At 42.9% G+C, this 12,090-nt stretch carries 10 protein-coding genes and 1 pseudogene; 10 read left to right on the top strand and 1 reads right to left on the bottom strand.

Annotated features, from left to right (window positions below; genetic code table 11):
- The first annotated feature begins 1 nt into the window (after position 1).
- From ACLS0A_RS04700 to coaD, 10 genes are all read left to right on the top strand, one after another.
- A complete protein-coding gene (locus ACLS0A_RS04700) occupies positions 2 to 1,240 on the top strand; it encodes an NADH:ubiquinone reductase (Na(+)-transporting) subunit B (protein ID WP_103854397.1) in 1,239 nt (412 codons plus the stop codon).
- Entirely contained in the window at positions 1,233 to 2,009 is a 777-nt protein-coding gene (locus tag ACLS0A_RS04695) for a Na(+)-translocating NADH-quinone reductase subunit C (protein ID WP_103854398.1), read from the top strand. The genes ACLS0A_RS04700 and ACLS0A_RS04695 overlap by 8 nt, the downstream gene beginning before the upstream one ends.
- The gene (locus ACLS0A_RS04690; protein ID WP_103854399.1) at positions 2,009 to 2,632 is read left to right on the top strand and encodes an NADH:ubiquinone reductase (Na(+)-transporting) subunit D; all 624 of its coding nucleotides are present in this window, start codon (positions 2,009 to 2,011) and stop codon (positions 2,630 to 2,632) included. The genes ACLS0A_RS04695 and ACLS0A_RS04690 overlap by 1 nt, the downstream gene beginning before the upstream one ends.
- A 1-nt stretch (position 2,633) precedes the next feature.
- Entirely contained in the window at positions 2,634 to 3,230 is a 597-nt protein-coding gene (gene nqrE / locus ACLS0A_RS04685) for an NADH:ubiquinone reductase (Na(+)-transporting) subunit E (protein ID WP_013745915.1), read from the top strand.
- Between the two features lie 14 nt (positions 3,231 to 3,244).
- Positions 3,245 to 4,468, top strand: a complete 1,224-nt coding sequence (gene nqrF / locus ACLS0A_RS04680; protein WP_115248714.1) for an NADH:ubiquinone reductase (Na(+)-transporting) subunit F — start codon at positions 3,245 to 3,247, stop codon at positions 4,466 to 4,468.
- An 85-nt stretch (positions 4,469 to 4,553) separates the two neighbouring features.
- A complete protein-coding gene (locus ACLS0A_RS04675; protein WP_416082951.1) occupies positions 4,554 to 5,597 on the top strand; it encodes an FAD:protein FMN transferase in 1,044 nt (347 codons plus the stop codon).
- 10 nt (positions 5,598 to 5,607) lie between these two features.
- Positions 5,608 to 5,856: a (Na+)-NQR maturation NqrM gene (gene nqrM / locus ACLS0A_RS04670; protein ID WP_103854402.1), complete on the top strand. Its 249-nt coding sequence runs from the start codon at positions 5,608 to 5,610 to the stop codon at positions 5,854 to 5,856.
- A 44-nt stretch (positions 5,857 to 5,900) separates the two neighbouring features.
- On the top strand, positions 5,901 to 7,052 hold the full coding sequence (gene mnmA, locus ACLS0A_RS04665) for a tRNA 2-thiouridine(34) synthase MnmA (RefSeq protein ID WP_115250133.1): 1,152 nt from the start codon (positions 5,901 to 5,903) through the stop codon (positions 7,050 to 7,052).
- A 97-nt stretch (positions 7,053 to 7,149) separates the two neighbouring features.
- Positions 7,150 to 8,433: a lipid IV(A) 3-deoxy-D-manno-octulosonic acid transferase gene (gene waaA / locus ACLS0A_RS04660; protein ID WP_416082952.1), complete on the top strand. Its 1,284-nt coding sequence runs from the start codon at positions 7,150 to 7,152 to the stop codon at positions 8,431 to 8,433.
- A 47-nt stretch (positions 8,434 to 8,480) separates the two neighbouring features.
- Positions 8,481 to 8,975 carry a pantetheine-phosphate adenylyltransferase gene (coaD, locus tag ACLS0A_RS04655; RefSeq protein WP_416082953.1) on the top strand — a complete coding sequence of 165 codons (495 nt, stop codon included), beginning with the start codon at positions 8,481 to 8,483 and terminating at the stop codon, positions 8,973 to 8,975.
- Positions 8,976 to 9,037: 62 nt separating this feature from the next.
- On the opposite strand, the pseudogene ACLS0A_RS04650 reads toward coaD, so the two are convergent.
- Positions 9,038 to 12,064, bottom strand: a pseudogene (locus ACLS0A_RS04650) (glycoside hydrolase family 2 TIM barrel-domain containing protein).
- Between the last annotated feature and the right edge of the window lie 26 nt (positions 12,065 to 12,090).

The following is a 12,090-nucleotide window of genomic DNA, read 5'->3' as shown; positions in this document are numbered from 1 at the left end:
AATGGGTTTAAAACATCTTTTAGAGAAAATGGAACCTGCTTTTTTACCGGGTGGTAAATATGAGAAGTGGTATGCCCTTTATGAAGCAACGGCAACTTTCTTATACACGCCAGGTACGGTAACGGCGAAAGCTTCTCACGTTCGTGATGCGTTAGATTCTAAACGTATGATGGTATTAGTGTGGTTGGCATTATTCCCAGCAATGTTCTACGGTATGTTTAATGTGGGTGAGCAATCTATTCTTGCATTAAAAGTGGGCGATTTTGCACAGAACTTGGCACAAAATGTGGCGAATGACTGGCATTTTGCTTTAGCCAATGCATTAGGGTTAGTTTCACAAGATGCTGGCGTGCTAGCAAAAATGGCATTAGGTGCGATTTTCTTCCTACCAATTTATTTAACCGTATTCCTTGTGGGCGGTTTCTGGGAAGTGTTATTTGCTACAGTGCGTAAACACGAAATCAACGAAGGTTTCTTCGTAACCTCTATTTTATTAGCTCTTATCGTTCCGCCAACATTGCCATTATGGCAAGCGGCGTTAGCGACAACATTTGGGGTTGTGGTGGCCAAAGAAGTGTTTGGTGGTGTAGGTAAAAACTTTATGAACCCAGCATTAGCAGGGCGTGCGTTTTTATTCTTTGCTTATCCAGCACAAATCTCAGGGGATTCGGTATGGATCGCCGCTGATGGTTTCTCTGGCGCAACAGCACTTTCACAATGGGCAACAGGCGGTCAAGGTGCATTAAAACAAGTTACCACAGGTCAGCCAATCCAATGGATGGACGCATTCTTAGGGAATATCCCAGGTTCAATCGGTGAAGTTTCTACTCTGGCATTATTAATTGGTGCAGCGGTGATTGTGTTCGCACGTATTGCTTCTTGGCGTATTATTGCTGGTGTGATGATCGGTATGATTGCCACTTCTACCCTATTTAATGTAATTGGTTCAGACACCAACCCATTATTCTCAATGCCTTGGCATTGGCACTTAGTATTGGGTGGCTTTGCTTTAGGTATGTTATTTATGGCAACTGACCCAGTATCAGCCTCATTCACAAACAAAGGTAAATGGTGGTACGGTGCATTAATTGGTGCAATGGCGGTGATTATTCGTGTGGTTAATCCCGCTTATCCAGAAGGAATGATGTTAGCCATCTTATTAGCTAACTTATTTGCCCCAATTTTTGACTATCTGGTTGTTCAAGCAAATATCAAACGTCGGAGAGCGCGCAATGGCTAAGTTTAATAAAGATAGTGTTGGCGGAACAATCCTTGTTGTTGTTTTAGTCAGCTTAGTTTGCTCAATTATCGTAGCAAGTGCGGCAGTAGGTTTGAAACCGACGCAAAATGAGCAAAAATTATTAGATAAACAGAAAAACATTCTCAGTGTGGCAGGATTATTACCCGCTAAAGCAAAAGGTGCGGAAATTAAAGCCCTTTATGCAGAAAACATTGAGCCGAAAATTGTGGATCTTGCAACGGGTGATTATGTAAGCGACATCAAAAACTTTGATGCGCGTGTTGCAGTAAAAGATCCTGCTGAAAGCGTAGCAATTAAACCTGAAGAAGATAAAGCTGGCATTAAAGTGCGGGCGAAATATGCTGAGGTTTATTTAGTGAAAGATGCGCAAGGCAAAACTTCACAAATCGTGTTGCCAATTTATGGTACAGGATTGTGGTCTGTGATGTATGGCTTTGTGTCTGTTGCGCCAGATGCAAATACCATTAAAGGGATTACTTACTATGAACAAGGTGAAACCGCAGGTTTAGGGGGCGAAATCGCTAATCCAAACTGGCAGAAATACTTTGTGGGTAAAAAACTCTTTAATGCTCAAGATCAAGTAGCGATTAAAATTGGCAAAGGTGCTTCAGCAGATAAAGAACACGGTATCGATGGTTTATCTGGTGCAACCTTAACCACAAAAGGGGTACAAGGTTCTTTTGATTATTGGTTTGGTCGCGATGGTTTTGGCCCGTATTTAGACAAACTTAGAGCGGAGGCTAACTAATGGCTAATGCAAATATGAAAAAATTATTGTTATCTCCAATCGTGAACAACAACCCAATTGCATTGCAAATTTTGGGGATCTGTTCAGCACTTGCGGTAACGACAAAATTAGAAACTGCGGTGGTAATGGCAATCGCAGTAAGTTTAGTAACGGCATTTTCAAGTTTCTTTATTTCTTGTATCCGTAACTATATTCCAAATAGTATCCGTATTATCGTGCAAATGGCGATCATTGCATCATTAGTAACCCTTGTGGACCAAGTGTTGCAAGCCTATGCTTATGAGTTATCTAAACAGCTTTCGGTATTCGTTGGCTTAATCATTACCAACTGTATCGTAATGGGGCGCGCAGAAGCTTTTGCAATGAAAGAGCCACCATTGGCAAGTTTTGTTGATGGTTTAGGTAACGGTATCGGTTATGGTGTGATCCTAATCATTGTCGCATTTTTACGCGAATTAATTGGTTCAGGTAAAGTATTTGGCATTACCGTGTTACAAACTATCCAAGACGGTGGTTGGTATCAAGCAAATGGTTTAGCCTTACTTGCGCCAAGTGCGTTCTTTATCATCGGCTTCTTAATTTGGGGCTTAAGAACTTGGAAACCAGAGCAAGTGGAGAAATAAGATGGAACACTATTTAAGTCTATTTGTTAAGTCCATTTTTATTGAAAATATGGCACTTTCTTTCTTCCTTGGTATGTGTACATTCCTTGCGGTTTCAAAGAAAGTTTCAACAGCCTTTGGTTTAGGGATCGCGGTAATCGTGGTATTAGGTATCGCCGTGCCAGCAAACCAAATTGTTTATACTCACATCTTAAAAGATGGTGCGTTAGTAGAAGGCGTAGATTTAAGTTTCTTACGCTTTATCACCTTCATCGGTGTGATTGCGGCATTAGTACAAATCCTAGAAATGGTTTTGGACAAATTTTTCCCCGCACTTTATAACGCATTAGGGATCTTCTTACCGTTAATCACCGTAAACTGTGCGATTTTCGGTGGGGTATCTTTTATGGTGCAACGTGAATACAACCTTGCTGAATCTGTGGTTTATGGTATCGGTGCAGGAACAGGTTGGATGCTTGCTATCGTGGCACTTGCCGGTTTAACTGAAAAAATGAAATATGCTGATATTCCAGCAGGCTTGCGTGGTTTAGGGATCACCTTTATCACTGTAGGTCTAATGGCGCTTGGCTTTATGTCATTTTCAGGTATTCAGTTATAAGAAGGGGATACTAAATGGAAATTATTTTAGGTATTGCAATGTTCACTGTGGTGGTTTTAGCGTTAGCAGCAATTATCTTGTTTGCTAAATCTAAACTCGTAAACTCAGGGGACATTACTATTGAAATCAATCACGATCCAAGCAAAGCCATTCACTTGCCAGCAGGTGGAAAATTATTAGGCGCATTAGCAAGCAAAGGGATTTTTGTTTCTTCAGCTTGTGGGGGCGGTGGCTCTTGTGGTCAATGTGTGGTGAAAGTAACTGAGGGCGGTGGTGATATTCTACCAACAGAACTTTCTCACATTTCAAAACGTGAAGCGAAAGAAGGTTATCGTCTAGCTTGTCAGGTAAATGTTAAAACCAATATGCAAATTGAATTACCTGAAGAAGTGTTCGGCGTGAAAAAATGGGAATGTACCGTTATTTCTAACGACAATAAAGCAACCTTCATCAAAGAGCTTAAATTACAAATTCCTGAAGGGGAAGAAGTGCCATTCCGTGCGGGTGGCTATATCCAAATTGAAGCAGATCCACATACGGTTTATTACAAAGACTTTGATATTCCACAAGAATACCACGAAGACTGGGATAAATATAACCTATGGCGTTATGTTTCAAAAGTGGACGAACCAATTGTGCGTGCTTACTCAATGGCTTCATACCCAGAAGAGAAAGGCATCATTATGCTTAACGTGCGTATCGCAACGCCACCACCAAGCAACCCAGATGCACCACCAGGACAAATGTCTTCTTATATTTGGTCATTAAAACCGGGTGATAAAGTAACTATTTCTGGCCCATTCGGTGAATTCTTCGCGAAAGATACTGATGCAGAAATGGTATTTATCGGTGGGGGTGCAGGTATGGCACCAATGCGTTCACATATCTTCGACCAATTAAAACGTTTGAAATCAAAACGTAAAATGTCATTCTGGTACGGGGCGCGTTCAAAACGTGAAATGTTCTATGTAGAAGATTTCGATACCCTACAAGCAGAGAACGATAACTTCAAATGGCACGTGGCACTTTCTGATCCATTGCCAGAAGATAATTGGGACGGCTACACAGGCTTTATCCATAACGTGCTTTATGAAAACTATCTGAAAAATCACGAAGCACCAGAAGACTGTGAATACTATATGTGTGGGCCTCCAGTGATGAACGCAGCAGTAATCAAAATGCTCAAAGACTTAGGTGTTGAAGACGAAAACATCTTATTAGATGACTTTGGCGGTTGATAACGCTGTTAAATAAAGAAAAAGAGCGGTCAGATTTCTGACCGCTTTAGCCATTTTTAGCCACAGAAAAATTAGCGATAGATTTATGTTAAGAAAAGTCAAAACGGTTTACGGCTGGGCCATCGCCTTACTCTTGGTGAGTAGCCTAACCGCCTGCCAAAAAGATCCCGAAATTGTTACCTTAAGCGGTAAAACAATGGGAACTACTTACCACATTAAATACATCACCGCAGAAGCAAGCCAATCGGTAGCGGATACCCACGAAGGGGTGGAAAAAATTTTAAAAGACGTGAATGACAAAATGTCCACCTATATTCCCACCTCTGAATTAAGTCGTTTTAACCAAAACCGCGCGGTGAATACTCCGATTGAAATTTCAGCGGATCTGGCCAAAGTGATAGGTGAAGCCATTCGTTTAAATAAGGTTACACAAGGTGCATTAGATGTTACCGTAGGGCCATTGGTGAACCTGTGGGGATTCGGGCCAGAAAAACGCGTGGAAAAAGCCCCAACTCAGCAACAACTTGATGAACGCCGTGCGTGGGTAGGCATTGAAAAATTAAAACTGAGCGAAAGTGCGGGTAAATTTTACCTAGAAAAAACTGTGCCAGAACTTTATGTGGATTTATCTTCCATCGCCAAGGGCTTTGGGGTTGATCAAGTGGCGGACTATCTTGAAAGTTTGCACATTGGCAACTATATGGTGGAAATTGGCGGCGAAATCCGAGCCAAGGGCAACAACAGCGAAAACAAGCCTTGGCAAATTGCCATTGAAAAACCCACTACGGACGGCTCAAGAAGCGTAGAACAAGTGGTCGGCTTACACAATCTAGCGATGGCCACTTCTGGCGATTATCGCATTTATTTTGAAGAAAACGGCGTGCGTTATTCCCACGAAATTAATCCGCAAACAGGTCGCCCAATTCAACATCATTTGGCGTCAATCACTGTGCTTGATCCCTCATCAATGACGGCAGACGGTTTATCCACAGGATTGTTTGTGCTTGGTGAAGATGAAGCGCTCAAAGTGGCGGAGCAGCAACAATTAGCGGTATATTTAATCATCAAAACAGAAAGTGGTTTTGAGGTAAAAATGTCTTCCGCGTTTAAACAATTAATCAATCCATAAAGGTGAAAAAATGGAACTGTTTTTTATTACTTTCGGCTTTTTCCTTGCGGTGATTTTGGCGATGTCCATCGGCTATATCATCAAACGCAAATCCATTGCTGGCAGCTGCGGGGGAATTTCTTCCCTTGGCTTGAAGAAAGTATGCGATTGCGATGAGCCTTGCGATAACCTAAAAGCCAAAGTAGAAAAAGGCGAAGTGGACGCATCAGAATTAGATCGCTTCAACAAAAGCGAAACGAATTTCTACGAAGTAAAATAATTTCCGAATAAACAAAGTGCGGTCAAAAATTTGAAAAAATTATGATGAAATCAAAAACTTATGAACAATATTTCCCTGCATTAAGCGAAAGCCAACGTGCAGAAAACAGCAAAATTAAAGTGATTTGTGGAATGTCTGGTGGGGTGGATTCTTCCGTTTCCGCCTTTATTCTTCAGCAACAAGGCTACCAAGTGGAAGGCTTGTTTATGAAGAATTGGGAAGAAGATGACGACACCGATTATTGCACAGCCGCGGCGGATCTCGCTGATGCCCAAGCAGTATGCGACAAGCTCGGCATTAAATTGCACAAAATCAACTTTGCGGCGGAATATTGGGACAACGTTTTTGAACATTTTTTAGCGGAATACAAAGCTGGCCGCACGCCAAACCCTGATATTCTGTGCAACAAAGAAATCAAGTTTAAAGCCTTTTTGGAATATGCCGCAGAAGATCTGGGGGCGGATTATATCGCCACAGGGCATTATGTGCGCCGCCGTGATCACAATGGCAAAGCGCAATTATTGCGTGGTTTAGATCCTAACAAAGACCAAAGCTATTTCCTTTACACCTTAAGCGAAAGCCAAGTGGCGCAAAGTCTGTTTCCAGTGGGGGATATTGAAAAGCCTGTGGTGCGTGCCATCGCAGAAGATTTAGGCTTGGTTACCGCGAAGAAAAAAGATTCCACCGGCATTTGTTTTATCGGCGAACGTAAATTCAAAGATTTCTTGGCGCGTTATTTGCCTGCGCAACCGGGGGACATCAAAACTACCGAGGGCGAAGTCATCGGCCGCCACCAAGGTTTGATGTATCACACTTTAGGGCAACGTAAAGGTCTAGGCATTGGTGGCGTGAAAGGCAAAGCAGAAAATGCGTGGTATGTAGTGGAAAAAGATCTCACTAACAATGTGTTAGTGGTCGCTCAGGGCTTGGATAATTCTGCCTTGCTTTCCAGTGGATTAATCGCGCAACAGCTGCACTGGGTGGATCGCCAACCGATTCGCGAACCCCTGCGTTGCACGGTGAAAACCCGTTATCGCCAAACAGATATTCCTTGCCAAATTATTCCCCTTAATGATGACAGCATTGAAGTGCGTTTTGATGAACCGCAAATTGCAGTAACCCCAGGGCAATCTGCCGTATTCTACCAAGGGGAAATTTGCCTTGGTGGCGGCATTATTGAACAATCAATAAAATAAAAACTTCGCGAAATTCCACCGCACTTTATCTTGCCAAGTTGTATGAATAAAGTGCGGGGCAAATTTCTCAATTTTCTGGCTTAATGAAGAAACGGCTATGTGGCACAGAATTTACACTTGCATAATGTATCTTGTTCAACCGCTGATTTGGCTATTTATTTTATTGCGTAGCCTAAAAGCGCCGGCTTATCGTCAGCGGATTTTGGAGCGTTATGGCATTTATCGCGCTACACAAACTCCGCCAAAACCGAATGGCGTGTTAATCCATGCGGCGTCCGTTGGAGAGGTGATTGCAGCCACCCCTTTGGTGAAAGCGATTCAACGCTGTTACCCTGAATTATCCATTACGCTTACCACTGTTACGCCAACAGGCTCTGAGCGTGTTAAAGCTGCTTTTGGTGATCAAGTCAGCCATTTTTATTTGCCTTACGACTTACCTGGGGCGATTAAACGCTTTGTGCGTTTTATTCAGCCTAAAGTCTGCATTGTGATCGAAACGGAAATTTGGCCAAATCTCATTTATCAACTGCACAAACAGCACATTCCGTTTATTATCGCTAACGCCCGTTTATCTGCCCGATCAGCAAAACGTTATGGCTGGCTGGAAAGCTATATCCAAGCCATTTTACGCAAAATCAGCCTGATTGCGCCGCAGGATAACATCAGCGGACAGCGTTATCTCAAACTGGGCTACGATCCAGAAAAGCTCAAACTCACAGGCAATATTAAATATGATTTAGTGCTAAGTGAGAGCTTACTCACCGAAGCAGAAAAGCTCAAAGCCCAATGGAAACAACAACGCCCTGTGTGGGTTGCCGCTAGCACCCACGAAGGCGAAGAAAGCCTGATTTTAGAAAGCCACCGCTTATTATTACAAGCCTTTCCCGATTTATTGCTGATTCTCGTGCCGCGCCACCCAGAACGTTTTAACGAGGTGGCGGAGCAAATTGAAAAACAGCATTTCACCTTTGTACGCCGCAGTGAAAATCGTGCGCCACAAGCTGATACCCAAGTGGTGCTAGGTGATACAATGGGCGAGCTAATGTTAATGTACGCTTTGGCAGATGTCGCCTTTGTGGGGGGCAGTTTAGTGAAACGAGGCGGACATAATCCCCTTGAACCGCTCGCTTTTCAAATTCCTGTGGTGAGTGGTAAATATACCTTCAATTTCCCCGAAGTTTACCGCAATTTAATGGAAGTTCAGGGCTTTGTTGAAGTGAATAATAATGCTGCCGCCATCGCAAGAGCAGTGGAGATTTTGCTGAATTCTTCTGCCTTGCGTGAACGCACAGGGAAAGCGGGCTATGGCGTATTATTAGAAAATCGCGGTGCTTTACAACGTTTGCTCGATTTACTTCAACCTTATTTGGACGCCCCGTAAACACAGAATTTTGTCTGAACGCCATAGCAGAACTTAAAGGAGAAAAAATGACAACCGTAATTTACCCCGGCACCTTTGATCCCATCACCAATGGGCATTTAGATATTATCGAACGAAGTGCGGTGCTTTTTTCCAAAGTTTTTGTCGCCATTGCCGCCAGCCCGAGCAAAAAGCCCTTATTCGATTTAGATTCCAGAGTGAAAATTGCACAACAAGCGGTCGCTCACTTACCCAATGTGGAAGTGTTTGGCTTTGCCGATTTACTAGCTAAGGTAGTGCAAGAAAAACACATTCACGCCATTATCCGCGGTGTGCGAACCACCACCGATTTTGAATACGAACTGCAACTCGCCAGCCTAAACCGCTTATTAACCAAAAATGAAAATGGACAAGGCGTGGAAAGTTTATTTTTCCCACCTAGCGAAAAATGGGCCTTTGTTTCTTCCACCATCGTGCGAGAAATTCATCTACACGGCGGTGATGTGAGTGAACTTGTGCCGCAAAGCGTGTTGCAAGCAATGAAAGCTCCTATTGAAAAATAACAGGATATAAAAATGGGGCGAACTTTCGCCCCAAGTTTTACCTATTATTTTCCCCATACCCTTTACAGCAAACTCACCTTAAAGGTGCAATCCCATTGGGTTTCATTCAAACGATAAGCCTCTTTGAGCGCTGGCCCACAAGAGTTTGAACCAATGCCACTCATTTTATAATCCACACACAGCACGCAGTAAGGGCTTTCTTGTAAATCATAATGATGTTTTTTGTTTGCCAATTCTTCTTGACTATAAGGGGAAAGGTTAAAGCTGAAGGGGTGCTGGGCAGTGATGTACAAACCACCTTCGGCACCGGTTAATTTAATAAAAGAGCAATGGTAATGGCTGCCATTTTCCTGCGGTTTTAAATAATCAACGTGATTTTGCTGTGGAGTTGTTTGATAAAGCCCAAGCTGAGTGGCGTGATGTTTATCAACATAGCTTTCGCCGTTGCCATAGGCAAAATAACGGGCTTGCCATTGTTGTTTGGCTAAGTAGAAACGTAGCCCAAAGCGTGGCAAAAAAGCAAGTGCGGTGCTTTTTTTGCGTGAATTTTGATCTCAAAATAGGCGTGATCAAACAAATGATATTCCACATTAAGATCTAGAATTTTGCTTTGCGAAACCGCTAGCAAAGCGCAGTGAGTTTGTACGACAACACGATCTTTCCGTTGTCCCACTTGCATTGTGTAGGCACGGCTATAAGCCTGATGATAGCCTGCTGCAAACCAATGTGCTTTGATTAAGCTATCGTTATCCAATGGCGCGCGCCAAATATTAAAATCCAGCGGACGCTGAATAATCGGACGTTGTGCAGAAAGCAGTTGTGAGAGAATGCCTTTTTGTTTATCGAAAACATATTTCGTGTTGCCAAAGGTAATGTGGATTTCCCGTGAGCTGTGCTGGATATGGGCTTGCTCTGGCAGTCGTGGGGGATAAAAGCTAGGCAGCTGTTTGTCGCCAAATAGACAAAGCTGATCCACGCCGAGCAAATGATTTTTTTCCACTAAAGGTGTGGCGTGTTTGGTGCGATATTCTAAATTCAACAGCCATAAACTGCCATTATTTGGTGGCAAGGTGAAAGGTAAAAGTGCGGTGTGTTTTGGCGGAATTTTTGGCGTGGCAATTTGTCCTAGTTGTACGAGAACCGCATTTTCTAATAGCTGATAGTGAATGCTCACGGCATTTTCTGCGTGGGTAAAATCAAGATAATTGGTTAGTTCAATCTGCCCATTGTGATATTTGGCGCGTAATGGTCGTTGCACATTTTTGAGTTCAAGCAAATTGCTTTGAATACGACGATCCGCTCGCACTAAACCGTCTACACAGAAATTGCTATCGTTAGGGAAATCGCCAAAATCGCCACCGTAGCCCATTTTTTTAGATTGTGGCAAATGAGGGCTGTGATCGCACCATTCCCACACAAAACCACCGCAAGCACCTGCGTGCTGTTCCATCGCTTGGAAATAATCTTCCGCATCACCGCAAGAGTTGCCCATTGCGTGCAGATACTCACAGAGTAAATAAGGTTTCGTGTTACGCGCAGTGGCGAAATAGGCTTCTATATCTTCTATGCTGCGATACATTTCGCTGTGTAAATCTAAGTGCGTGGTATCATTTTGGTGATCGGAATGTTGGAAAATTGCATTTTCATAATGCACTAAACGAGCGGGATCAAAAGCCTTTACCCAGCGAGCGGCAAGCTCGAAATTTTCGCCGTAGCCACTTTCATTGCCAAGCGACCAAATCAGCACACTAGGGCGATTTTTATCTCGCTGCACATTGGCTTGCGCACGATCTAAAATAGCTTGTGTGAAATCTGGGCTGCGCGCCATATAACAATAATTATCAATAACTTGCTGGCGAATGGCAGCCTGATCAGACACCGTTTCTACGCCAAGTAAAATGCTTTTTTCGGGGCTTGGCACATAGACGGCATTGGTGCCGTGGCTTTCAATATCTGCCTCGGCGATCAAATAAAAACCGTAGCGATCGCACAATTCAGCAAACCACGGGGCGTTAGGATAATGAGCGGTGCGAATGGCGTTGAAATTGTGTTGCTTCATTAGGCGTAAATCTGCCATTGCCTGCTTTTCACTGATCGTGTAGCCGCTTTGTGGATCGCTGTCGTGGCGGTTTACCCCTTTAAATTTTATGGGCCGTTGGTTGAGCAATAAAACGCCATTTTTTACTTCAATCTGGCCGAAAGCCAATTTTTTGGCAAATCACTTCTTCGCCATAGCAAATCAATAAATCGTAACACTGCGGCGTTTCGGCATTCCATAATTGAATGTTTTCTACGCAGAATTGGTTCTGTTTGGTATGGAAAAGTTTTTTTCCTTGTGGATCAAAAAGATGATAAGTAATTGTTGGGGCATTTTCAGGCTGGCGGAAAAAAATATTCAAATTTACCACCGCACTTTTTAAATCCTCAGAAAGGGTGGTTTTGATGAAAAAATCTTGCAGATAATTTTGCTCACGTTCCAATATATACACATCTCGGAAAATGCCAGACATTCGGAATTTATCTTGATCTTCTAAATAACTGCCATCACACCACTTTAATACTAAGGCGGTAAGATGATTTTCCCCTTGCTGTAAATAATCGGTGAGATCAAATTCTGCGGTGCAGTGGCTGACTTGGCTATAGCCTATAAATTGTTGATTCACATAAAGAAAAAGGCAGCTGTCCACCCCTTCAAAATTAATCAAGTAGCGTTTGTTGGCGTTGGGTTGAAAATCAAAAGTGCGGTGATAAAGTCCGCAAGGATTTTCCTGTGGAACATAAGGCGGATCAAAAGGAAAAGGATAATTCACATTGGTGTATTGATGTTGATCATAGCCTTGAGTTTGCCAAGTAGAGGGCACGGGAATGTGCTGTTGAAAGTTGAAATGGAGGAAGTTTTCCGGCAAATCCCAATAACTCTTAAAATAATGAAAATCCCAATTTCCATTGAGATCAGTGAAATAGGGAGAAAATTCTCGCGAATTTTGCACCGCACTTTGCATATTAGGGTGTGGAATAAAATAGGCGTGATGGGGCGTGGTGTTTAGGTGTAGTACCTTTGGATCTTGAAAGTAATTAGGTAAAAACATAAGGCAGCCTAAATAAGTTGTGATGC

Source organism: Avibacterium volantium (assembly GCF_049366555.1).
In the GTDB taxonomy this organism is placed as follows: Bacteria; Pseudomonadota; Gammaproteobacteria; order Enterobacterales; family Pasteurellaceae; genus Avibacterium; species Avibacterium volantium_A.
The sequence above is the reverse complement of the archived record's forward strand: the minus strand, read 5'-3'. Positions and strand labels throughout refer to the sequence as shown.

Bases quoted from the DNA above. Each gene is read 5' to 3' on its own strand.
- ACLS0A_RS04700 (WP_103854397.1), top strand. From the start codon at position 2: ATGGGTTTAAAACATCTTTTAGAGAAAATGGAACCTGCTTTTTTACCG.
- ACLS0A_RS04695 (WP_103854398.1), top strand. From the start codon at position 1,233: ATGGCTAAGTTTAATAAAGATAGTGTTGGCGGAACAATCCTTGTTGTT.
- ACLS0A_RS04690 (WP_103854399.1), top strand. From the start codon at position 2,009: ATGGCTAATGCAAATATGAAAAAATTATTGTTATCTCCAATCGTGAAC.
- nqrE (WP_013745915.1), top strand. From the start codon at position 2,634: ATGGAACACTATTTAAGTCTATTTGTTAAGTCCATTTTTATTGAAAAT.
- nqrF (WP_115248714.1), top strand. From the start codon at position 3,245: ATGGAAATTATTTTAGGTATTGCAATGTTCACTGTGGTGGTTTTAGCG.
- ACLS0A_RS04675 (WP_416082951.1), top strand. From the start codon at position 4,554: ATGTTAAGAAAAGTCAAAACGGTTTACGGCTGGGCCATCGCCTTACTC.
- nqrM (WP_103854402.1), top strand. From the start codon at position 5,608: ATGGAACTGTTTTTTATTACTTTCGGCTTTTTCCTTGCGGTGATTTTG.
- mnmA (WP_115250133.1), top strand. From the start codon at position 5,901: ATGAAATCAAAAACTTATGAACAATATTTCCCTGCATTAAGCGAAAGC.
- waaA (WP_416082952.1), top strand. From the start codon at position 7,150: ATGTGGCACAGAATTTACACTTGCATAATGTATCTTGTTCAACCGCTG.
- coaD (WP_416082953.1), top strand. From the start codon at position 8,481: ATGACAACCGTAATTTACCCCGGCACCTTTGATCCCATCACCAATGGG.